Raw genomic sequence first — 22,818 nt, forward strand, 5'->3', positions numbered from 1 at the left:
GGCCCGAGTCGGGTCGTACTTGATGCCCACTATCCCGGACCTCCGAGGGTCACGTCCTGACGAGGTTCATGAGGTCGTCGTAGCTCGTGACCACGTTGTACTCGACGTTGTCAGCGTTCTTGGGGTTGAGCGCCGCGAAGAACTTGCGGGCGCAGTCGATCTTGACCTCTTCAACGCCTCGGAGCTGAAGCGTTGAGAGCGAGCCCTTGGTCTCGGCGACGAAGTAGACGTGCTTGACCTTGCCGTCATGGAACGCGATGGCCCAATCGGGGTTGTAGTCGCCGACCGGGGTCGGGATGAAGAAGCCCCGCGGGAGCTTCGCGTAGACCTTGACCTCGCTGCTGACATCGAGCGACTCGACGAACGAGCGTTCGCCGCCCGAGTCGGTGACCACGTAGTCGTAGATGTGCTTGTCGAGCTTCTTGGCCTTGGCGAAGTCTTCCTTCGTCTGGTTGGCCGTGAAGATGCTCGAGTCGAAGCGGTCGTCCAGTGCGTCGTAGGTCAGGTGCTCGACGATCACCGTGGCCTTCTGCTCGTTGACTATCCGCGCTGTCTCGGTGATGAATCGCTCGGGGTTGAGGCGGAACTTTGCGAACGTCGCCGGCTGCACGGCGCTTAGGATCGCGGCGCAGGTGCGGCGCGTGAGCTGCGTCTTCTCTGCGATCTCGCCAAGTAGGTCGTAAGCCACTGTCGAGCCGGCCGTAACGGCTTCGCTGACCGTCTCGGTGCTCTTTGTCTCGAAGCTCTCGCCGTCAGTGAGTTCGTCGGCCTCGATCCGTTCGAGCTGCCGGCCGGCCGTGACGACGTACTGCATCGCTGCGACCTTGAGCTCCTTGTCAAGTGCCTTGATGCACTTGCCGATCAGCTCGTCCGAGTCGAACTCGACTTGGTAGACCGCCTTGTGGTTGATCTGACCCCACAGGTCCTGGAACGCCTTGAAGTTGGCGTCGTTAAGCGGGATCTTCTTCGGCTTTCGGCCGTCGGTGATCGGGACGTCGAGGTACAGCATGTCGACCAAGGGCCAGAGCCCATCAATCACCGGCGCCAAGAGCGGGTTCGTCGGCGTTACGAATGCCTCAGCCGTTTTGGCGTCTTGGTAGGTCTGCGTCACAGCCCCCGAGTCGTCGATGTAGTCGGCCTTGACGAGGTAGTTATAGAACGCGGTCGCAAGCTGCTCCGCGACGACGGTTTCAACACCGTCGGCATTGGTAAAGGTCTTGCCTGTAAAGAACTTGACCGACGCCTTCTTCGGGCGGGAGGCCAGGGTTGCCGCGATCTCCTTCTGGAGGCCGTCAACAAATGACGTGTAGGACTCGTCCGTGACGACGGTGAGCTCGTTGATCTCGTGGACCGTCGACGGGTGGTCCTGACGTTCACCGGTGCGATCGACGGAGAGACGCAAGCCGCGGCCGATCTCCTGGCGCCGCGAGACGGTGTTGTCTGAGCGCTTGAGCATGCCCATCACGAACACGTTGGGGCTGTCCCAGCCCTCGCGCAGCGCGGAGTGCGAGAACAGGAACCGCACCGGCTCCTCGGGCGAGAGCAAGCGCTCCTTGTCCTTAAGGATCAGGTCGTAGGCGTCGGTGTCCTTCGACTCGCCCTTCTCGTCGCCCGTCTTGTTGATCGCACCGTCGACCTCGCGCCCTGACCGCTTGTCGATTGAGAAGTAGCCAGCGTGGATGTCACCTACAGCGTCGCGGCGGAGGTACTCCTGGTAGCCGGGCTCCAGGTCCATCTCTGAGAGTGCCGCTTCGCGGGCGAGCGCGTACTCCTCTTCGAAGATGCGGGCATACTCGCCCTTGGTGTCCTCGCGGTCGTAGTCGCGGTACTTGGCGACCTCGTCGATGAAGAACAGCGACAGCACCTTTATGCCTCGCGCAAACAGTTCGCGCTCCTTGGACACGTGTGCGCCGATGACTTCGCGGATCTGGATGCGCCGCTTCGTCTCCTCTGAGACGTCCTGCGTGATCTGGCCCGCGAGGATCAGGTCGCCGTTCGAGAGTTCGACAACGTCGCGGGTGGCGTCGATGTCGATAACCACGAGGTCCTTGTACGCCTCGATGCCGTTCGACAGGGCGTGCAGGTTGGTGCCCTTGTCCACGCGCTTCGGTTGCCGCTTTATCCCACTTGCAGTCTCGACCTCAAGCTCTATCCGGGCGCGCGGGAGTGAGCCTTTCGCCACCTCGATGGAGTCGACGTACAGGTACGCCGTCGAGCCCGCGAGGCCCTTCACTGTGATGCCGCGCACCGCGATCCGCTTGACGAGCTTCTCGTTGAAGGCGTCGAGGGCGTCGAGGCGGTGCACCTTGTTGTGTTCCACCCGGTGCGTCGCCGAGTATCGCAGGACCATCAAGGGGTTGAACCGCGACAGCGACTCCTGTGACCTCGCCGCGCTGATGCGCTGTGGCTCGTCGATGATCAGGATGGGTCTGTTGGCCGCGATGACATCGATCGGCTTGCGCGAACCGAAGTCGTCGAGGCCAACCAACTCCTCGACGCCGCGAGCGTTCACCTTGCGCGTGCCGTAGATGCGACGGTTGTCCGCTCCAGTCGAGTTGAACGCCTGGATGTTGATGATCATCACCTGCACGCCCGCGTTGGACGAGAACGCCTCGAGCTCGTGGAGCTGCGACGAGTTATAGACGAACGAACGCGGCTTCGTGCCGTAGGTCTGCTGGAAGTGCTCGGCGGTGATGTCGAACGACTTCTTGACACCCTCACGGATAGCGACCGACGGCACGACGACGATGAACTTCGACCAGCCGTAGCGCCGGTTCAGCTCCATGATCGTCTTGATGTAGACGTAGGTCTTTCCCGTACCCGTCTCCATCTCGACGTCGAGGTTCGGCACACCCGCGGGCGCCGCGGGTGACGTGGCGAGGGACGTCGACAGCGGCAGACCCCGTGCCCGCTGAACGGACCGGATCTGCTCCAGGACTTGCTCCGGAGAAAGCGCGATCTCCCGATTTCGGAGTCCGGAGTCAACGCGCTCAGGCTCAGCGAGCTTGCTCTGGACACCACCCAGCACAAGTTCGCCCTGCCCGCCGGAAGCGATCGGTACGTACGAGGAGCCATCGGTCGTCGCACGAGGTGCCCCGCGTCGGCCAGGATCGATGGTGTACTTCTCGCCGGAGGCCTTTGGCTGGCCAGCGAAGACGTCGACAACTGCGTCGACGGCATCGGTCTGGTACTGCTGGACCTTGAACTGGAGCCGCATCACAGGGCCTTGAGTTCGGTCGCCGGGGACAGCTCGCGGAAGACCTGCTCAGCGTTGATCCGGTCCGCGTCTGACGCGAACGCGGAGTCGCGGAACACTGCGCGCAGCGGCGTACGTTCGGCTATGGCGCGGACCAGGTTGCCGTCGACGATCGTGTCGAAGCACGCGATGAGGGCACCCTCGTCGACAACGTGCACGGTGTGGTCGCCCCACCGTTCCTCGGACAGTTTCACGTCCAGCGGCAGGCCCCAATCGAGGAGCACCTGGAACAAGAGATCGTCACCTGTGCGATCGGCCTTGGTAGAGGAGGTCAAGCCGGCAAGTGCGCCCTGCTCGTACTTGTCCGGGGTCATCGCGACGTCCGCCATGCTCGTGGTGTCGACGCGCAGCAGGCGGTAGCCAACGTCAGGCGGGTTGATCTGGCCCGAGAGCTCCGCCCCGACGTTTTCAATGCGCTTGAGGCTCATCCCAAGGATGGAATCGAAGTCGGGCTCCGGCGCAGAGAGTGGCTCGTGGACCTGAACTGCGATGAACCGCCGGTTCCCGCCATCGAGCGCGTTTTGGGCCAGCACGGCGTGGGCGGTGGTTCCGCTGCCGCTGAAGAAGTCCAGCACGATGTGCTCATCGGTCGGGTTGGTGGCCAGTGTGAGGATCCGCTGGATCAGCTCGACGGGCTTTACGGAGTTCAGGACGTTCTCGGTGTGCCTGAACGGTACGTACTTCAGGAGCGTCTTCTTGGCGTCCTGCGTGTGCCCGACCTCGCTGTACGGCCAGAGTGTCTGCGGAGTCCTCCCGGCCGAAACTTCCGAAATGAACCGCTTTACCGCGGGAGCGTTGTCGCCATCCGCGCCCCACCAGATGCGGTTGTCGGCGTCCAACTCACGGAACCGGCTCTTCGAGATCCGCCAGTAAGTACCACGCGGCGGGCCGTCGATCACGCGTCCGCTTGGTGTGGTGATCGAATACAGACCCGCACTGTACGGGTTCCGTGCGGTCATGTTCTCCGCCTTCCACGGCCCCCGCGGATCACCGTCCGGGTTCTTGTATCGAGCCTCCTGCTCCGCCGTACGAGGAAGCGGGTTTGGTGTCCATGCTGGCTTATTTCGGGCGTAGATGAGAATGTAGTCGTGGTCTTCGGAGAACCACTGCGCCGAGTTTTTCGGCGCGTACACCTTCTGCCAGATAATCTGAGCGACGAAGTTCCGTGCGCCAAATACCTCGGTCGCGAGCTTGCGGAGGTTGTCCACCTCGTTGTCGTCGATCGAGATGAAGAGCACGCCGTCGTCGGTCAGGAGGTTCTTGGCGAGCCTGAGACGTGGGTACATCATGCTCAGCCAGTCCGAGTGGTAACGACCATCGGTCTCTGCGAGGGCGACGAGTCTTGAGCCCTCGGAGTCTGCCTGGCCCGACCGCTTCAGGTACTCGTCGCGCGTCGACGAGAAGTCGTCGTCGTAGATGAAGTCCCGGCCCGTGTTGTAAGGTGGGTCGATGTAGATGAGCTTGACCTTGCCGAGGTAGCTCTCCTGGAGGAGCTTGAGCGCTTCGAGGTTGTCGCCTTCGATGAAAAGGTTCTTCGTGCTCTCGAACTCGACGGAAGCATCCATGTCAGGGCGGAGTGTCTTTGCGATCGGAGCACTGGCGGCATACTCCGCCTCGCGCTTACCTGGCCAGTCGAGCTGATAGCGCTCTACCGGGCCCTCGACCACGTGGTTGCTGAGCTCCTGGCGAAGCGCGTCGAAGTCGATCGCACGGGTGGGGTTGCCGACGGCGTCGAGAGTCTCGGTCACGACGGACGGAAAGAGTTCTGCGACCTTGTCGATGTTGGCCCGGGTCAGGTCAGGCGAGGTCATGCGGAGCTTCTCCATCGATCCCTACTTCGTCGTGTTGAGTTCGTGCTGCTTGGCCAAGAGGGCGCGCCGGAGTTCGACCCTGCGGTTGAACTGCCGTTCGGTGCGGATCTTGCGTTCGAGCGCAGCGACCTCACGCTCGAGTCGGCGCACGTCGCTCAACCTATCGGCGACCTCTGACAGCGACTCGCCGGGACGCGCCGTGACCGGCATGAGCGGCTCGAGGAGCGCCGCGTACAGGGCGGCGAGCGTGATCGCCGTAGGCAACGGTGCGCGGCGGGAGTCAGCCGGCATCCATGCCGACGAGTAGTAGGAGGCGACCTTCGGGGCGCCCGAGCCAATGATCTTGTGGGCCGCAACCATGCGCGTCTCGTCGGTTCGGTTGATCTCAAAGATGATCGGTTGCGGGATCGCTGCGTCGATCGCTGTCAGGACGGAGTCGGTGACGTCGTCGGCGCGTGCGTCGAGGACTAGAACCTGGACCTCGGGCATGCCCGGATCGGCGGGCAGACGGAGCGTCGACTCGGCGAGCTTGTACGCCCAGGTGATCCGCTCGACGTCATCGACGAAACGCTGCTTCACCGCGGCGTGGACGGCCCCGTGGTTGTAGATCGCGTTCTTGGGGACGACACGGCCGAACGCTGCGGCGGTCGGCCACCGGAAGAGGATGCGGGCGTCAGGCATCGCGGTCGACCACGGCGATGAAGGCGATGAGTTCGAAGTCGTCGAGGCCGGCGATCTGCTGGGTGAGTGCGGTCGTCGGGCCGGCGGAGAAGAGAGAATCGATATCGCGTTCGTCGGTGACATCGATCATCGAACCGATTGCATCGGTCAGAAGACCGGAGTACTTGCCCATCTTCGCGCCGTCCTTCGTATCTGCGTTGAACCGCGCGACGACGTCGGCGACGGGCTCGTCGAAGGGGCGGCAGCCGGCACGCAGTAGATCGAGGAGTCGCTTGGCTTCGGTGTGGTCGGCGATCACCTCGCCGTCGTCAGACAGGTAGACGAGGTAGTGCGGGTGGAGCCGGTTGCCGCGGTTCATCGCTTCGTCGGCCTCGAGGTTGTGCAGGGCGAAGATGACGCCCGGGACCAGTCCCTTGTCGGGGTCGGCAGGGGCGACAGCGTGCAGGCCCTTAGGCAGAGCCACTGTGTTGCCGGCGTCGTCCATATAGCCGAGTAGGTCCATGCGGAAGTCGTTCAGCCCGAGATCAGTGATGGACACACCGGTGCGCACATCCTCAAGTTCTATGACCTCGTCCTGGAGACGGCGCAGTTGCTCCTTGCGGAACGGGGCGTCGCTGGACTCGTGGGTCAGGACGTTGTCGTCGGCCGTACCGGCGACGTCGGCGATGACCATGCGGTTCTCGACGCGTTCCTTGAGGTTGATGTAGGCGTCGAGGGTGATGTCGGGCCAGAAGTTGACGAGCTGGATCTCGGTGTTGATCGAGCCGATGCGGTCGATGCGGCCGAACCGCTGAATGATCCGCACGGGGTTCCAGTGGATGTCGTAGTTAACGAGATAGTCGCAGTCCTGGAGGTTCTGGCCCTCGGAGATGACGTCGGTGCCGACGAGGAGGTCCACCTCCCTGTCCTGCTTCTCGGCCTCAGGCATCGTCAGGTGGCGTTGTTTGGAGCGCGGCGAGAAGAGGGTCATGACCTCCTGGACATCATAGCCGCGACCCCTCGACCTCGCGGGGAGCGTCGTCTTCGCGCCGGCCGCGCCGCCTGTGACGAGGGCGGCTTCCGAGCCTAGCAACGCGGCCGCTGGAGCGAGGTGCTCATAGAGGTAGCGGGCGGTGTCGGCGAAGGCCGAGAAGATGAGGACCTTCTTGTTGCCCGGGTTGATCGGGTGGGCCACCTTGTCGCGGACGATCTGGAGCAGGCGCCGGAGCTTGAGGTCGTGCTCGGGCCGAATGGCGGTCATCAGGCGCAGCAGCTCGCGGAGCTCGGAGCGGTCCTGGCGTAGGTCTCGGCTGTAGGTCTCGATGTCGATGTCTCGGATGTCGATGGTGATCTTCGCGCCGATCGTCAACGCCTCGACGTTGGCGTCGTCCTCATCGTCGGCGTCGAAGTCCATGCCGGCGACGTCGTTCGCGACGTCGTGCGTGATCGAACCAGCCGCGAGGGTGTCCAGCATGCCAGTGACGGACTGCTCGATACGTGCGAGGGTGAGGCGGAACGCCTCGACCGAGCTCTCGAGACGCTTGAGGAGGTTCACAGTCATAAGCACCTTGAGGCCCTGCTCGCGGCCGGCCTGGCCAAGGTTCTCCCTGGCGGTCCCGCCCGCGACGTTGTACTTGTCCTCGTACTTGGGCAGCCGTGACGGGAACACGTATGCGAGCGGGGTGTAGACCGCGAGGTTCAGACGCTGGAGGGACTCGAGGATCTCGTCGAAGGTCGGGGCACCGTCAAGATCCGTGATCGGGGTTCGGTACGAAAGCGGCGTGCGGCGCTGCGGGAACGCGCCGATGGCCCTGGTGTCGTAGAACGTCTGGATGTGGCGGCGCGACCGCGCGATCGTGACCGCGTCCAGGAGCTCGAAGAAGTCGAAGTCGAGCATCTGGAGGATGCGGTCGGTCGTCCGGTCTGCTGGCTCAAGCTTCGACCACTCATTGAAGACGCGTTGGGCGTCTCGGAAGACGGCGTCGATCGTCGTCGTCAAGCCAAGGTCCTTCTCGAGGTTCTCGGACTCGCCCTCGTAGGCGAGCTGGAGCTGATTCTTCAGATCGTTGAACCGGTTGTTGACCGGCGTTGCGCTCAGCATCAGCACCTTGGTCTTCACGCCCTCGCGGATGACCTGCCGCATAAGCCGCTGGTAGCGCGACTCCTTCTCCTCGGCGTAGTCCGCGTTGCGGAAGTTGTGCGACTCGTCGATCACGACCAGGTCGTAATTGCCCCAGTTGATCCGGTCCAGCCGCAGGCCGAGGCTCTCGCCGCCCGTGCGCGAGAGGTCAGTGTGGGCGAGGACGTCGTAGTTGAACCGGTCCTTCGCAAAGATGTTGGTCGTCAGGTTCGCGTTGTAGTTGGTCCAGTTCTCCGCGAGCTTCTTCGGGCACAGGACCAGGACGGACTTGTTGCGCAGTTCGTAGTACTTGATGACCGCCAAGGCCGTGAACGTCTTTCCGAGGCCGACGCTGTCGGCAAGGATGCAGCCGTTGTAGTGCTCGAGCTTGTTGATGATGCCCGTCGCTGCGTCCTTCTGGAAGTCGTACAGCGCGTTCCATACCGCCGTCTCCTGGTAGCCCGTGCGGTCGTTCGGGAGAACGTCCTCGCTGATGTCGTCGAGGAACTCACTGAAGATGTTGTAGAGGATCAGGAAGTAGATCCGAGCAGGAGCGTTCTCGGCGTACACGCCGACGATCTGCTCGTGGACAGCGTCGGTGACGTCGCGGAGCTGGCCGGGGCTGTTCCAGACTTGGTCGAAGAGAGCAAGGTACGTGGTCGTCATCGCCGGCTCGTCGAACCGGTTGACGAGGTTGGACACGGCGTTGCCGCGTCCCAGGCCCAGGTCGGCAGTAGTGAAGCCCTGGAGCGGCATGTAGGTGACGTCGTCGTCGACCATCGCGAACTGCTGCATCGGGTTGCCTGTTGCGTTCGCCCTGAAGGTCACTTTCTTGCGGACCCACTCTGCGCACTCCCGCGCGATCGCGCGCTGGGTCATGCGGTTGCGCAACCGGATCTCGAACTGGGAGCCGTACAGGCTGCCCTCCGCGGCCGCACCCCCGTGGGGCGGCGCGATGAAGAACTGCCGGCGCTCCTTCGGTGACGACGCGCCCATCGCCGAAGGGGGCGGGAAGGCCGGCTGCGTGAAGACGAACTGGAGTTCCTCGATCTGCTCCAACTCCTGGCGCAGCGCCTCGAAGGCAAAGATCGAGAACGTCGAGGCGGCGATCCTGAGCTTCGACCCTGGCTTCAGCTCGCCCCTCAAATCGTCCCCAACGAGGTCGTTGACGTTGTCGATGAGTCGCACGGCTCCATCGTCGCCGACGGACCGGCAAGTGACCCAACCGACAGACGCAGCACAGCGATTGGAGTGTCGTGCGTAGCAGGCATCGACTCCTCCCGACATCGGGCAATACGTGACATATCACATATCACCGCCTACGATGACGCTCATGTCCGATGTGCTCTCCGGCCTCACGCTCGTCGACGGCCGTCAAGCCCGAAGCCGTTGATGCCGATGCGAACCGTCATGGTCTTCTCCTGTGTCGGGATGGGTCGGGGTTGGGTCGGGATGGGTCAGGCCGAGGTCGCCGCGCGCGCGGCCGCGCTGGCGGCGTCGAGCAGCGCGACGGCGCCGCGGATCGCCGCGTCCATGGGCTCCTGTGCGCCTTGGGCGCGCGCCAGGACGTAGCCGCCCTGGATGACGGCGGCGAGCGTGCGCGCGAGATCGTCCGGCACGGTGCTCGCGGGCAGCTCTCCCGCGGCGACGGCGTCCGCGATCGCGTCGCTCCAGCGCCCGAGCATGGTGTCGAAGGCGCCGGCCACGATGCCGAGCAGCTCCGCGTCGGCGACCACTTGGGGGTCCTGGGTCATGCGTCCGACGCGGCACCCGCGCGTGCCGGCGCGTGGCAGCGACAGGTACCGCTTGAGGCGGTCGAGCGGCGAGCCGTCGCCGTCGGCGAGCAGCGCCGAGGGGGCCAGGAGGTCTGCGACCACGCGTTCCATCGCCTCGACGGCCAGCCCGTGCTTGCCGTCGAAGTGGTGGTACATGGACCCCTGGCCCACGCCCGCGCGGGCCAGCACGTCGCGCGGGCTGGTCGCCGCGTACCCGCGCTCCCAGAGCAGCTCCGCCATGGCCGTCGTCAGGCGCTCTCGCGTCTCCATGGCTCGACTGTAACTACTAGTATGTACAGCGTCAAGAAGTCCCGGCCCGTCTCGGCCGCTCGCCCGGAGCGGCCCTGCGCCCCGACCGGGTGCGTCCAGATCGCGAGACGGCGCCCTGCTGCCGGCGCGGCGCGGCGCACGCGCGCGTAGCGTCACCGGCGCGTGCCGCAGCGCGCGAGATGTGCGCGCGAAACACCGGACGCCGTACCGAAGGGCTGAAGATGTCAGTGCTCAACGAAGTGCTCGCCGCCAATGCCGCCTACGCCGCGGACTTCGGCGAGAAGGGCGCGCTCGCCCTGCCCCCTGCGCGCGGGTTCGCGATCCTCACGTGCATGGACGCCCGGCTCGACCCGGCCAAGTACGCGGGGCTGGCCGAGGGCGACGCGCACGTCATCCGCAACGCCGGGGGACGTGCGTCCGACGACGCGATCCGCTCCCTGGTCATCTCCTACAAGCTGCTCGGAACGCGCGAGTGGTTCGTGGTCCACCACACCAACTGCGGCATGGAGTTCTTCACGGACGACGTCATGCGCGGTCTGCTGGCCAGCAGCTTCGAGACCGCCGAGCTGCGCCCGGACGGCTTCCACGACGTGGGCGCCGAGCCGGGATCCGCCGAGGCGCAGTACATCGACTGGCTGACCATCTCGGACCAGGCGCGCAGCGTCACCGACGATGTGCGGCGGATCAAGTCGCATCCCCTGGTGCCCGCGCGCATCCCCGTCTACGGCTACGTGTACGACGTCGCCACGGGTCGTCTCGTCGAGGTCCCGGAGGCGACCGCCGCCGGCGCGGCGGCCTGAGGTCCCCGTCGGCGCCGGCCGCGGCCGGCGCCGACGCGCCGGACGACCACCGCGCCGACGGGCAGCGTGCTCAGGAGGTCCGGCGGCGGTAGGCGAGCGTCGCGCAGGCGTACCCGACGATGAGGACTGCGCCGAGCCAGCCGAGGGCGATCCAGATCGCGGCGCCGACGGGCTCCCCCGCGAAGATCGCCCGAAGGGCGTCGACGATCGCGGTGACCGGCTGGTGCTGCGCGAACCAGCGCACCGGGCCGGGCATCGTGCCGGTCGGGACGAACGCCGAGCTGAGGAAGGGCAGGAAGATCAGGGGGTAGCTGAACGCGGTCGCCCCGTCGATCGACTTCGCGGTGAGGCCGGCGAGGACGGCGAGCCAGGTCAGCGCGAGCGTGAACACCACCATGACCCCGAACACCGCGAGCCACCCACCCACGCCGGCGCCGCTGCGAAAGCCCATGAGCGTCGCGACGGCGACCACGATCGCCAGGGACAGGACGTTGGCCACCAGCGAGGTGAGCACGTGCGCCCACAGCACGGCCGGTGGCGCGATGGGCATCGAGCGGAACCGCTCGACGATTCCGCCTTGCAGGTCCTGGAAGAGTCGGTAGCCGGTGTAGGAGACGCCCGAGGCGACCGTGATCACCAGGATCCCCGGCAACAGGTAGGTGACGTAGGGGACGGAGGCGCCCGTCTCGATCGCCCCGCCCAGCACGTACACGAACAGCAGCAGGAACGCGATCGGCATGAGCGCGGTCGTGATGATGGTGTCCGGGCTGCGCGCGATGTGCCGCAGCGATCGGCCGGTCAGCGTGGCGGCGTCGGTGGCGAAGTGCGTGCTCATGGTCGCTCCGTGGTCAGCGCGAGGAAGACCTCCTCGAGGGTCGGCTGTCTCTCGACGTACTCGACGGTGGCCTGGGGCAGCAGCGCCTTGAGCTCGTCGATCGTGCCGTGGACGAGGATCCGGCCCTCGTGCAGGATCGCTGCGCGATCGGCGAGCTCCTCGGCCTCGTTGAGGTACTGGGTGGTCAGCAGCACCGTCGTGCCCGCGGCGGCAAGCCGGCGCACGGCGTCCCAGACGTCGCGTCGCGCCTGCGGGTCGAGTCCGGTCGTCGGCTCGTCGAGGAACACGACGGGCGGGTCGCCGATCAGGCTCATCGCCAGGTCGAGCCGACGGCGCATGCCACCGGAGTAGGTCGCCACGCGGCGGTCGGCCGCGTCGGACAGCGCGAACCTGTCGAGCAGGTCGGCGGCGGTCGCGCGGGGGTCGGCGAGGTGGCGAAGCCGGGCGACGAGCACGAGGTTCTCGCGGCCGGTGAGGACCTCGTCGACGGCGGCGAACTGTCCGGCCATGCTGATCGACTCACGCACCTTCGCGCCCTGCGTCGCGACGTCGAAGCCGTTGACCGACGCCTCGCCGCCATCAGCGGGCAGCAGCGTCGACAGGATCCGCACGAGGGTGGTCTTGCCCGCGCCGTTCGACCCGAGCAGCGCGACGACGCTGCCGGACTCGACGTCGAGGTCGACGCCGCGCAGCACGCTCAGTTCTCCGTAGCGCTTCTCGACGCCGCGCACGGCGACCGCGGCGGTCATGCCCGTTCGCCCCGCTCGGCTCGGTCGATCGCCGCGACCAGGCGTTCGCGCTCCTTGTCGATCCACTGACGCCCGTCGTAGGCCCGGGCCAACGTCTCGGCGAACTCGACCGGGTCGTCGCCCACGATGTCGGCGATGGGCGTGCCGTCGGCGGCCGCGCGCTCCCAGAGGTCGGCGAGGTCGGCGGTCATGGCCACGAGCGTCTCGCCGTCGGTCACCCCGGCGTAGTACATGAGGTACCGGCTCACCGCGCCCGCCGCCGCGGCGTAGGGCCCGGGAAGCGCGTCGATGCGGGCCTTCGCCCGCTTGTACTGCCTTTTCTGCGCCAGGGAGCCGGTCACCGACTCGATCCACTTCGCAGCCATCGTCACTGCCCTCCCTCTCGGAGCCTCTCCAGCCGGTCGGCGAGGAAGCCCCAGGTGTTCCAGAACTCGTCGAGGCTGGCGCGCCCCTCCGCGTTGAGCGAGTAGACCTTGCGCGGCGGGCCCTTCTCGGAGGCGACCTTCTCGACGTCGACGAGCCTGCGCTGCTCGACGCGCACCAGCAGCGCGTAGACCGTGCCCTCGGCGATGTCGGCGAACCCCTGCTCGCGCAGCCACGCGGTGATCTCATAGCCGTAGGCGGGGCGCCGGGCGAGGACCGCGAGGACGACGCCCTCCAGGATGCCCTTGAGCATCTCGGTCATCTGCTTGCCCACATGCCCTCCCGCTACTCGGTGTCACTGACTACCGCTACACAGTAACACTGAGTACCGCAGTTCAACAGCGCGCCGTGACGTAGCAGAGTCTCCTCGCCGACCCGGGCCGGGTTGATCGTGAGGGCGAGCGGCGACGCTGTCTCAGGTCAGCGCTTGCGCATCGAGATCGCCTCGCGATACCCGGCGAGCCGCGGGAACCGTGCCCTCTTGCGCGCGAACTCCTGATAGCCCAGGTGGGCGTACAGCCGGTGAGCGCCGGCGTTGGCGTCGGTCACCTCGAGCACCAGCTCCTCGAACGGGAGCCCTTCGATGTGGCGCATGAGCGCCGTCGCCACCCCGCGGCCCCGGGCGCTCGGGGTGGTCGCGACACACTCGACGTATCCCGTCGTCTCCGGGTACGGCAGGGTCCGGTGGAATGTGCGACGCAGCACCAGGTGGGCGACGGCGCCGCGCAGCACGCCGAGGTGACGGCGCAGGGCGGCGCCGTCGAGCCGAATGGCGCGCCGCGCGCCGTGTGACGCGGCCGCGATGCCGAGGATCTTCCCGTCCTCGACCGCGACGTAGAAGACGTCCGGCGCGAAGCAGCCGTCGAGCGCGGACGCCCAGCGGTCCTGATCGGCGCACAGCGCCGCGAGGTCCTGCGCGTACGCCTCGACGAACACGCGCGCCACCTGCCCGTGGAGCCGCTCGTCAACCTCGGACATCCGCGCGACCGTGACACCCGTCATGAGGGCTCCTCTCGCCTCGGGCCGGACCGCCCACCCGGGACGAGCATCCCCGCTCCCCCGCCCTCGGACCAGTCAGACTCGTCGGTCACGCGCCCTGGGCGCGGACCAGCCCGTTCTCGTAGGCGGCGATGACGAGCTGGGCGCGGTCGTGCGCGTGGAGCTTGGTCATGACCCGGTTGACGTGGGTCTTGGCCGTGTGGGGCGAGATGACCAGGTCCGCCGCGATCTGCGCGTTGGACAGCCCGCGGCCGACGAGGGTGAGGATCTCGACCTCGCGCTCGGTCAGCGCGGCGAGCGCGGCGGGCGTCTCCCCCGGGGCCGTGTCGGTGGGCCGCACATACCGGTCGATGAGGGTTCGGGTCGCCGTCGGCGACAGCAGGGCGTCGCCCGCGCGCACCGCGCGCACGGCGGCCACGATCTGATCGGGGTCCGAGCCCTTGCCGAGGAACCCGCTCGCTCCGGCCCGCAGCGCCCCGACGATGTAGGCGTCGTCCTCGAACGTGGTCAGCACGAGCACGCGCACGTCCGCGAGCGCCGGGTCGTCGCAGATCTCCCGGGTGGCGGCGATGCCGTCCATTCCGGGCATGCGCACGTCCATGAGGACGACGTCGGGCCGTAGCCGGCGGGCGAGCTCGACGGCGCGCCGGCCGTCGCCGGCCTGGCCGACGACGTCGAGCCCGTCGGCGTGGCTGACGAGGTCGACGACCGCCGAGCGCACGAGCGCCTGGTCGTCCGCGACGAGGACCGAGATCACGGCTGGTCTCCCTGGGTGTCGGTGGGCAGGTCGACGACGACGCGCCACACGCCGGCGCCGTCGTCGCCCGAGGTCATGGAGCCGCGGACGGACTCGACCCGCTCGGTCATGCCGACGACGCCGAGCCCCGTGCCGACGCTCAACGCCGCGGCGTCGGCGCCGATCCGGTTGGTGACGGTGATGCGCAGGCTCGCCGGCAGGTACTCGACGAGCAGGTGGGCGCGGGCGTCGGCGCCGTGCTTGTGCGCGTTGGTCAGGGCCTCCTGGACGACGCGCAGCGCGGTCGCGTCGACGGCGCCCGGCAGGTCGCGCGGCTCGCCCTCGGTGCGGCGGCGCACCGCGAGCCCCAGGACCCCGAAGTCGCGCACCACGTCGTCGAGCCGGGCGAGCCCGGCGGGTCCGACGTCGGACGCGGCGGGGTCGCGCAGCGCGGCCATGAGGTCGCCGATCTCCGTGAGGACGTCGCGCGAGGACGTGCGGATGACGGCCAGGGAGCGCGCGGCGTCGTCGGGCCGTGCGGCGAGGGCGGCGGAGGCGACGCCCGCATGCAGGTTGATGACGGCGATCTGGTGGCCGACGACGTCATGCAGGTCACGGGCGATCGACAGGCGCGCCTCGGCGACGCGCCGCCGCGCGATGGCGTCGCGCGTGGCCTCGGCGCGCTCGGCGCGTTCGCGCGCCTCGGTGAGCTGCTCGCGCTGCGAGCGCGCGGCCTCGCCGAGCGCGGCGCCGAGCAGGACGACCAGGACGTGCTGGGTCTGCCACCGACCGCCCACGAAGGCGCACGCGGCCACCGTCAGCGCGACGCCGACGACGGCCACCGTGGAGACCCGGCGCGGGAGGTGCTGAACGGCCGTGAACACGGCGACCGCGACCGCGACGACCGTGCTGGCGTCGAACTCCCCGACGGCGGTGCCCGCGACCACCAGGGCGAGGGTCGCGGCCAGCGCGGCGCGCGGGAAGCGGCGCCGGACCAGGAGCACCAGGACTGCCGCGGCGGCGAAGCCCATCACGGGGCCGGACCAGCGCAGGCCGACGGCGTGGTGCGCCCGTCCCGGGTCGAAGTCCGTTGCGGCCGAGAGCAGCACGGCGAGGGTGGCCATGACATGCCCGAACCACGGCCAGGTCCAGGGCGGTCGCGTCGAGACAGGGGTCAGCGGCGTGACACCCCGCCCGCGGATCGCTTCCCTCATGGCGACCAGCATCACCCATGCTCCCGCGCCGGGCGTCGCACCGGCGCGGTACCACGCGTACCGCGGACGCGGTACGCGAGTGCCTGCGGCTGCGGGATTCCCCGGCGCCGCCCGTCGCGGACAGTGGTGCTCAGACCGCATGGCACAGGAATCACCACACGGAAGGGACTCCATGTCCGCACCACTGATCTCGGTGAGGGATCTGCACAAGACGTACGGGGCGGGGGCCAACGCGTTCCACGCGCTGCGCGGCGTCGACCTCGACATCCAGGCCGGGGAGTCGCTCGCGATCGTCGGCAAGTCCGGCTCGGGCAAGTCGACGCTCATGCACCTGCTCGCCCTGCTGGACCGCCCGACCGCGGGGTCGATCACGCTGCACGGCACCGAGACCTCGGGACTCGGCGAGCGGGAGCTCAACCGGACGCGGAACGCCGAGTTCGGGTTCGTCTTCCAGCAGTTCTTCCTCAACGCGCAGAACTCGGTGCTCGACAACGTGACGATGCCGCTGACCATCGCGGGCGTCCCTGCGCGCGAGCGCAAGGAGCGCGGGCTGGCGGCGCTGGCCCAGCTGGGCATCGAGGACAAGGCCGGGAACAAGGCCAACGACCTGTCGGGCGGTCAGAAGCAGCGCGTGGTCATCTCGCGCGCCCTCATCAACCGGCCGTCGGTGATCTTCGCCGACGAGCCGACGGGCAACCTCGACTCGAACACGGGCGCGACGGTCGAGTCGATCCTCTTCGACCTCAACCGCACGCAGGGCATCACGCTCGTCGTCGTCACCCACGACGAGGAGCTGGCCGCCCGCTGCGACCGCGCCGTGACCATCGCCGACGGGCTCATCGTGTCCGCGACCGACAAGCCTGCGACCGACCAGGAGGTGGCCGCGTGAAGGCCCTCGACGTCATCAAGCGCGCGAACGCCAACGCGTTCCGCTCCCGGCTGCGCACCACCCTGACGGCGCTGGCCATCGTCATCGGGGCGTTCGCCCTGACCCTGACCAACGCGCTCGGCGCGGGCGTGAACTCCTTCATGGCGGACACCGTCGCGACCATCGGCGTCAACGACGTGCTGACCGTCACGCCGCTCGACGATGACGCTCCCGCGAGCGACGGGCCCACGGTCTTCGACCCCGACCGCGCGACGATGTCCGGTGGCCCCATGGCCGGCGCCATGGGCCCGACGCTCGCGCTGACCGCCGCCGACCTCGACACGATCGCCGCCACCCCCGGCGTGCTCGACGTGTCCCCGCTGCGCATGGTCGCCCTCGACTTCGTCCAGGCCGACGGCTCCTCGCCGTATGAGATCTCGCTCGGGATGGCGCTGCCGGGCATGCACGTCGAGCTCGCCGCCGGATCGAACGTCGACCTCACGACCGACGAGCCGCAGGTCATCCTGCCGACGTCCTACGTCACGCCGCTCGGCTTCGACTCCCCCGCCGACGCCGTGGGCGCCATGGTCGACCTCGGGCTCACCGACGCCACCGGCACGATCGTCACGCAGCCCGTCACGGTCGTCGGCATCGCCGAGCCGGGACTCCTGGGCTCCGCGGGCGCCGTCCCCAACCCTGCGCTCACGGACGCCCTCGTCGACCTCGCGAGCGTCGGCCGCGACCCGGGCGCCCCGGTGCTGCACATGGCCGCGTTCGTCACCTACGACCCGGACGCCGGCCAGGACGCGACCGCCGACCTGCAGGCGGCCCTGGCCGCCGAGGGCTTCGAGTCGATGACGGTCGACGACCAGCTCGGGATGTTCACCTCCGTGATCGACACGGTCGTGTTCGTGCTGTCGTCGTTCGCCGTCATCGCCCTGATCGCGGCGTCGATCGGCATCATCAACACCCTGTTCATGGCGGTGCAGGAGCGCACCCGCGAGGTCGGCCTCATGAAGGCCATGGGTCTGTCGTCGGCCAAGGTGTTCGCCCTGTTCTCGGTCGAGGCCACCGTCATCGGCCTGCTCGGCTCCGCGGTCGGCGTGCTGGCCGCCATGGTCACCGGGCGCGTCATCTCGTCCGCGCTCTCGGGCGGCATCCTCGCCGACCTTCCCGGCCTCGACCTGTTCGTGTTCGAGCCGCTGACGGTTCTCGGCGTGATCGCCGGCGTCATGCTGGTGGCGTTCCTCGCCGGCACCCTGCCCGCCCTGCGGGCGGCCAAGGCAGACCCGATCTCCTCGCTGCGCTACGAGTGAGGTCGCGTCCCGGCCGCTGAACGTGGCATGGCTGCGACGGCCTGACCTCCACCGGTCGGGCCGTCACAGCCAGCCGCGCTCGCGCGCCACGCGCGCGGCCTCATGTCTGTTGGCGGCGCCGAGCTTGGCGACGGCGCTCGACAGGTAGTTGCGCACGGTCCCGGGCGCCAGCGCGGCTCGGCGGGCGATCTCCTCGACCGGGGCGCCGTCGGCCGCGAGCTCGAGGACGTCGGCCTCACGGCCGGTCAGCGGGGAGTCGCCGGCGGCGATGGCGTCGGCGGCCAGCTCCGGGTCGACGTACCGGCCGCCCGCGGCGACCTGACGGATCGCCGCCGCGAGCACGGCGGCCGAGGCCGTCTTGGGAAGGAACGCGCGGACGCCGACGGCGAGCGCCCGCTTGAGGTGGCCGGGCCGCCCGTGGCTGGTGACGACGACGACGGCGACGGCGGGCGCCGAGCGCGCGAGCTCCTCCGCGACCGCGATGCCGTCGAGGCCGGGCATCTGCAGGTCGACGACGGCGACGTCCGGCTGGTGTCTGTGCACGAGCGCGACCGCCTCGGTCCCGGACGCGGCGGCGCCGACGACGGTGAGGTCCGCCTCCAGGCCCAGCAGCGTGGCGACGGCGTCGCGCACGAGGCCCTCGTCGTCGGCCAGCACGATCCGGATCACGCCGCCACCTGCGCCCCTGGGCCACGCGGGGCGTGCGCCTCGAGGACGAACCGGGCGCCGTCGCGCCCCGCCGTCAGCGTGCCGCCGACGGCGGCGAGCCGCTCGCGCAGTCCGGCCAGGCCGGACCCGCCGGAGCCATCGGCGCCGCGGTCGGCGGCGACCCGGGCCAGTCCGTCGTTGACCACGCGCAGCCGCACCTGGTCGTCGTCGACCGCCACGTCGAGTGTGCAGGTGCGCGCCTCGGAGTGCCGCACCACGTTGGTGACGGCCTCGCGCACCACCCAGGCCAGCGCCTCCTGCACCGGGGCCGGCAGCCGGCCCACGTCTCCGACGATCCGGGTGGCGATCCCGGCGGACGCCAGCAGCGAGCGCGCCCCCGCGAGCTCGGCGTCCAGGTCGACGGCGCGGTATCCGGCCACGACACCGCGCGCCTCGCGCAGCGAGTCCTGGGCGAGCGATCGCACGGCGAGCATCTCGCCGACGGCGCGCGGGTCGTCGCGCCGGGCGAGCTCGGCGGCGAGCTCGCTCTTGACGGCGACGGCGGACAGGGCGCGCCCGACGACGTCGTGCAGGTCGCGCGAGAAGCGCAGCCGCTCCTCGGCGACGGCGAGACGCGCCTCGGCGGCCCGTGCGGAGTCGAGCGCGCGGACGACGTCGAGGATCCACACGGTCAGCCGGATCGAGCCGGCGTAGGCGAGCGTGACGGTGAACCCGATGCCGACCAGCGCGGCGGCCTCGCCGGCCGTGCGGTCGAGCAGCGCGCCCGCGCCCGCCAGCGCGCCCGTGCCGACGGCGCCGAGCAGCAGCCCGCGCAGGCGTGCCGTGACGGCCAGCGCCCCGCAGGAGAACTGCCCGACGGCGATGATCATCGCGGACCGCGGGTCCTGCGAGAAGTACGGCATCCCGCCGGTCGGGAGCAGCACGAGCGCGACCGCGACGCCCGCGCCGCCCGTCACCGCGAGCGCGCCCAGCGCCCGGCGCCGCCAGCGGCCGGTGCGCCGGGTCAGTCCCGCGCGCGTGGTGGCGAGGCAAGCGACCAGGTGCGCCAGCCCGACCGCGAGCACGACGAGCGCCAGGGGCCGCGCCGAGGTGGGCTCGGCCGGATCGGTCGCGAGCGCCCCCACCATCGCCAGCAGCATCAGCGGCTCGAGGAACGCGAAGCAGTACAGCGTCACCCGGGTGTACGCCTCGACCCCTGTCGCGCCGCCGCGCACGCGCAGCGTCGGCGCGCCTCCCCTGGCGCCGCCGGCCCCGCTGGTGATGGCCCCGCTCATGATGGCCAGGGTGTCACGCGCGCAGCCCGAACGTCGCCGCGCGCGCCCTCACCGCCGCGGCTGCCAGCGCATCCACCGGCGCGCGGCGAAGGCCGCGGCGACGAGCCATACGGCCAGCACGGCGGCGGGGAACCCCGCGGCCTGGAACGTCTCGGCGAAGGTCAGCGCCGCGCCGTCGTCGCCCGTGCCCGCGACGCCCAGGCGCATGAGCTCGAACACCGGCTGCAGCGGCGTCAACCTCCCGATGCGCTCCATGGCCTCAGGTGAGGCGCTCAGGGGCGCCACGGTGCCCGACAGGGCGAGCGCGCCCACGAGGATCGGCAGGGTGGTCAGCTGCGCCGACTCGACGGACTTCGTGAGGCCCGCGCTCGCCGCGGCCAGCAGCGCGAACAGCGCCATGCCTCCCGCGAGCGCGACGAGCGCCAGCAGCGGGTTGGTGAGCGGCGGCGTCCCGAACATGGCGACGACGGCGATCGCGCCGAGCGCGCCCTGGGCGAGCACGATCGCGACGGCTGGCGCCGCGGTCGCCGCGAGCACCTCGCCGGGCGAGGACTCGCCGGTCAGCAGCCTCTTGAGCACCAGGTCCTCACGGCGCGCGACCAGCGTCGTCGTCAGGTTGTAGTAGACGACGAACATCAGCGCGTACGCGAGCAGCATCGGAAGCAGCCGAGCGCCGAGCGCCGCGCGGGCGCCGGCGTCGGGATCGTTCGCCAGTGCGATCGAGCCGAAGATGACCACGGTCATCACCGGCAGCAGCAGGGCGTTGAACAGCGCCGTGCGGTTGCGCAGCAGCAGGAGCAGCTCGGCGCGCGCCAGGGACGTGACCCGGGCTCGCGCCGGGCGACGTGCGGGGCCCGCTGGGCGGGCCGTGGGCGGTGCGGTTGAGGCGCTCATGCGGCGGTCTCGCTTCCGAGGGTTTTGTCGGGGTGGGTGTGCTGGGCGCGATCAGCGCCCTCGACGCCGTCGCCCGACATCGCGGCGATGGCGAGGAAGGCCTGTTCGAGGGAGGCCGATCGCGCGTCGAGATCGCCCAGACGCAGCGCATGGGCGCTCGCCCAGCCGAGCAGCGTCCCCAGGTCGTCCTGCAGACGCTCGGTGCGGACGCTCACCCGGCCGCGGTCGATGGCGACGGCGCCGTGGAGCGTCGGTACGTCCACCGGGCGCAGGGGCACGACGGCGCCTGCGGCGTCGTGCGGCACGAAGGAGATGCGTGACGGCTCGGCCGCCACGATGTCGGCGACGGCGCCCTCGGTGACGATCCGCCCGGCGTGCATGATCGCGATTCGGTCGGCGAGCGCCTCAGCCTCCTCAAGGTAGTGCGTGGTCAGCAGCACCGTGACGCCCTCCTCAAGCAGGCCGCGCACAAGCCCCCAGGTCGCGCGGCGCGACTCCGGGTCCAGCCCGGTGGTGGGCTCGTCGAGGAACAGCACCTGCGGGCGTCCCATGACCGCCAACGCCAGGTCGAGGCGACGGCGCTCCCCGCCCGAGAGGGAGGCGACCCGCAGGTCGGCGCGGTGGGCCAGGCCGACGACGTCGAGCGCCTCGGCGACGGGACGCGGCGCCGAGAGCGTGCCCGCCCACATGCGGGCGGTCTCGGCGACCGTGAGGTCGGCGGAGAATCCCGCCTCCTGGAGCATGATGCCCATGCGCCCGACGACGTCGCGCCGACGACGTCGCGGATCCAGGCCCAGCACGCGAATCTCGCCCGCGCTGGGTGGGGCCAGGCCCTCGACGAGCTCGACCAGCGACGTCTTGCCGGCGCCGTTGGTGCCCAGGAGCGCGACGAGCTCGCCGCGCCGCACGGCGAGGTCCACCCCACGCACCGCCTCGAACGCCCCATAGCGTCGGCGGGCCCCGCTGACGGTGATCACTGCCTGTGAAGTCATGTCACAAGCCTCAGCGCCGATGGCGGCCGCCGGTAGTGCGGCCGCTCACCGATTCGGGTGCGAGACTCCCGGGTCGGGCATGACAGACGTCACGGACCGGGGCCGCACGGCGCCGCGTCGCTCAGTGCAGTGAGTCGTCGGGCGCGCCTGTCCGCCAGGCGTAGAACGGGACCTGCAGGCCGGCGCGCGTGGGAGCGCACAGGAACGGCCCCGCGCTGACGCCATCGCGGGCGTCGAAGGGAACGACGCGCACGAGCTGCCATCTCCGCTCCCCCTGGCGGGCGCGGATCGTCAGGGCGTCACCCGACCAGCTGACGCGGAACGTCACGCGGGCGTCGCCCCTTTCGGGGGCCGGCGACGCCGACCAGTCCGACCGACCGTCGGTCACGACGGCGCCGATCTGGGGGACGCCGTCGGCGAACTCGACGCCCGCCTTGACCCAGTGCTCGTGCGACGCGCGCACGAACACCCCGGCCTGGTCGAACTGCTGGGAGAACGGCGTGCCGAACTCGACCTCGACGCCGGAGTCGGGGGCGAACGGCGCGACGAGCGCGTGCTCGCTGTCGTGCACGAACCCGTACGAGGTGTGCCGCCACGCGTCGCTGCCCTCCACCGCAGTCGCGCGCAGGACTCCCTCAGGAGAGATGTGCGTCGCAGCCGGCTCATGGGTCCACCGGCCCTCGGACCAGTCGACGCGCCGCCCGGAGACCTGCGCGGTCACAGGGTCAGGCCGAGCGCCAGGGCGATGACGCCGAGCGCGGGGATCACGCCCTGCTTCAGCGCGGCCGCCGCCTTGTCGGGGCTCGACAGCAGCAGGACGAGGCTGGCGGCGACCATCGACCCGGCCCCGGTGAACACCATCGTCACCCCGGCCGTCTGGGCGCCCACGGCGTAGAGCACGATGCCGAGCGCCACGACGACGGCGAGGAACAGGTTGTAGAAGCCCTGGTTGAACGCGAGGTCCCGCTGCGCCTGCGCCTGTTCGACCGTGCCGGTGCCGAACGTCCTGCGGGCGCGCTCACCGGTCCACGCGATCGACTCCAGATAGAAGATGAACACGTGAGTCAACGCGGCGACGGCGGCCAGCACAAGCCCTGCGACGATCATGACCGGGGGTCCTCTCCTGGGAGCGCGCGCCACCTGGGCGAGCCGACCACC

Annotated in this window: 21 protein-coding genes; 3 read left to right on the top strand and 18 right to left on the bottom strand. The window is 69.4% G+C overall.

Annotated elements, in window-relative coordinates:
• Positions 1-49: 49 nt before the first annotated feature.
• From EV386_RS07240 to EV386_RS07260, 5 genes are all read right to left on the bottom strand, one after another.
• Positions 50-3,217 (bottom strand): type III restriction-modification system endonuclease, encoded by a 3,168-nt coding sequence (locus EV386_RS07240; RefSeq protein ID WP_130413657.1) that lies wholly within the window; start codon positions 3,215-3,217, stop codon positions 50-52.
• The gene (locus EV386_RS07245) at positions 3,217-5,082 is read right to left on the bottom strand and encodes a site-specific DNA-methyltransferase (RefSeq protein WP_130413659.1); all 1,866 of its coding nucleotides are present in this window, start codon (positions 5,080-5,082) and stop codon (positions 3,217-3,219) included. Before EV386_RS07245 ends, EV386_RS07240 begins: the two co-directional genes overlap by 1 nt.
• A 6-nt stretch (positions 5,083-5,088) precedes the next feature.
• Complete coding sequence (locus EV386_RS07250) at positions 5,089-5,748, bottom strand: DUF4391 domain-containing protein (RefSeq protein WP_130413661.1); 660 nt, start codon at positions 5,746-5,748, stop codon at positions 5,089-5,091.
• Positions 5,741-9,034 carry an SNF2-related protein gene (locus EV386_RS07255; RefSeq protein ID WP_130413663.1) on the bottom strand — a complete coding sequence of 1,098 codons (3,294 nt, stop codon included), beginning with the start codon at positions 9,032-9,034 and terminating at the stop codon, positions 5,741-5,743. The genes EV386_RS07250 and EV386_RS07255 overlap by 8 nt, the downstream gene beginning before the upstream one ends.
• 269 nt (positions 9,035-9,303) lie before the next feature.
• Positions 9,304-9,891, bottom strand: a complete 588-nt coding sequence (locus EV386_RS07260) for a TetR/AcrR family transcriptional regulator (protein ID WP_130413665.1) — start codon at positions 9,889-9,891, stop codon at positions 9,304-9,306.
• Between the two features lie 221 nt (positions 9,892-10,112).
• Between EV386_RS07260 and EV386_RS07265 the strand changes: the two genes are divergently transcribed.
• Positions 10,113-10,691 carry a beta-class carbonic anhydrase gene (locus EV386_RS07265; protein WP_130413667.1) on the top strand — a complete coding sequence of 193 codons (579 nt, stop codon included), beginning with the start codon at positions 10,113-10,115 and terminating at the stop codon, positions 10,689-10,691.
• 70 nt (positions 10,692-10,761) lie between these two features.
• Here the strand turns inward: EV386_RS07265 and EV386_RS07270 are convergent, their stop codons facing one another.
• The 7 genes from EV386_RS07270 to EV386_RS07300 form a co-directional block, all read right to left on the bottom strand.
• Positions 10,762-11,526: an ABC transporter permease gene (locus EV386_RS07270; RefSeq protein ID WP_130413669.1), complete on the bottom strand. Its 765-nt coding sequence runs from the start codon at positions 11,524-11,526 to the stop codon at positions 10,762-10,764.
• Entirely contained in the window at positions 11,523-12,275 is a 753-nt protein-coding gene (locus EV386_RS07275; protein WP_130413671.1) for an ABC transporter ATP-binding protein, read from the bottom strand. The genes EV386_RS07270 and EV386_RS07275 overlap by 4 nt, the downstream gene beginning before the upstream one ends.
• Entirely contained in the window at positions 12,272-12,640 is a 369-nt protein-coding gene (locus tag EV386_RS07280) for a DUF1048 domain-containing protein (RefSeq protein ID WP_130413673.1), read from the bottom strand. Before EV386_RS07280 ends, EV386_RS07275 begins: the two co-directional genes overlap by 4 nt.
• Positions 12,641-12,642: 2 nt before the next feature.
• Complete coding sequence (locus tag EV386_RS07285; protein ID WP_130413674.1) at positions 12,643-12,972, bottom strand: PadR family transcriptional regulator; 330 nt, start codon at positions 12,970-12,972, stop codon at positions 12,643-12,645.
• A 146-nt stretch (positions 12,973-13,118) separates the two neighbouring features.
• On the bottom strand, positions 13,119-13,700 hold the full coding sequence (locus EV386_RS07290) for a GNAT family N-acetyltransferase (RefSeq protein ID WP_130413676.1): 582 nt from the start codon (positions 13,698-13,700) through the stop codon (positions 13,119-13,121).
• An 85-nt stretch (positions 13,701-13,785) separates the two neighbouring features.
• Positions 13,786-14,454 (bottom strand): response regulator, encoded by a 669-nt coding sequence (locus EV386_RS07295; RefSeq protein WP_130413678.1) that lies wholly within the window; start codon positions 14,452-14,454, stop codon positions 13,786-13,788.
• Positions 14,451-15,647 (bottom strand): sensor histidine kinase, encoded by a 1,197-nt coding sequence (locus EV386_RS07300; protein ID WP_130413680.1) that lies wholly within the window; start codon positions 15,645-15,647, stop codon positions 14,451-14,453. The genes EV386_RS07295 and EV386_RS07300 overlap by 4 nt, the downstream gene beginning before the upstream one ends.
• A 172-nt stretch (positions 15,648-15,819) precedes the next feature.
• On the opposite strand from EV386_RS07300, the gene EV386_RS07305 reads away from it, so the two are divergent.
• Positions 15,820-16,536, top strand: a complete 717-nt coding sequence (locus EV386_RS07305) for an ABC transporter ATP-binding protein (protein WP_130413682.1) — start codon at positions 15,820-15,822, stop codon at positions 16,534-16,536.
• Positions 16,533-17,831, top strand: a complete 1,299-nt coding sequence (locus EV386_RS07310; RefSeq protein WP_130413684.1) for an ABC transporter permease — start codon at positions 16,533-16,535, stop codon at positions 17,829-17,831. Before EV386_RS07305 ends, EV386_RS07310 begins: the two co-directional genes overlap by 4 nt.
• 63 nt (positions 17,832-17,894) lie before the next feature.
• Here the strand turns inward: EV386_RS07310 and EV386_RS07315 are convergent, their stop codons facing one another.
• The 6 genes from EV386_RS07315 to EV386_RS07340 form a co-directional block, all read right to left on the bottom strand.
• Entirely contained in the window at positions 17,895-18,500 is a 606-nt protein-coding gene (locus tag EV386_RS07315; protein ID WP_130413686.1) for a response regulator transcription factor, read from the bottom strand.
• The gene (locus tag EV386_RS07320; RefSeq protein ID WP_130413687.1) at positions 18,497-19,774 is read right to left on the bottom strand and encodes a sensor histidine kinase; all 1,278 of its coding nucleotides are present in this window, start codon (positions 19,772-19,774) and stop codon (positions 18,497-18,499) included. The genes EV386_RS07315 and EV386_RS07320 overlap by 4 nt, the downstream gene beginning before the upstream one ends.
• Before the next feature lie 48 nt (positions 19,775-19,822).
• Complete coding sequence (locus tag EV386_RS07325) at positions 19,823-20,668, bottom strand: ABC transporter permease (RefSeq protein WP_130413688.1); 846 nt, start codon at positions 20,666-20,668, stop codon at positions 19,823-19,825.
• Positions 20,665-21,660 (bottom strand): ABC transporter ATP-binding protein, encoded by a 996-nt coding sequence (locus tag EV386_RS07330; protein WP_130413690.1) that lies wholly within the window; start codon positions 21,658-21,660, stop codon positions 20,665-20,667. The genes EV386_RS07325 and EV386_RS07330 overlap by 4 nt, the downstream gene beginning before the upstream one ends.
• A gap of 121 nt (positions 21,661-21,781) precedes the next feature.
• Positions 21,782-22,381: a DUF1349 domain-containing protein gene (locus EV386_RS07335; protein WP_130413692.1), complete on the bottom strand. Its 600-nt coding sequence runs from the start codon at positions 22,379-22,381 to the stop codon at positions 21,782-21,784.
• Positions 22,378-22,767: a DUF1304 domain-containing protein gene (locus EV386_RS07340; RefSeq protein ID WP_130413694.1), complete on the bottom strand. Its 390-nt coding sequence runs from the start codon at positions 22,765-22,767 to the stop codon at positions 22,378-22,380. Before EV386_RS07340 ends, EV386_RS07335 begins: the two co-directional genes overlap by 4 nt.
• Positions 22,768-22,818 lie beyond the last annotated feature (51 nt).

The sequence above is a fragment of the Xylanimonas ulmi genome, assembly GCF_004216535.1.
Taxonomy (GTDB): Bacteria; Actinomycetota; Actinomycetes; order Actinomycetales; family Cellulomonadaceae; genus Xylanimonas; species Xylanimonas ulmi.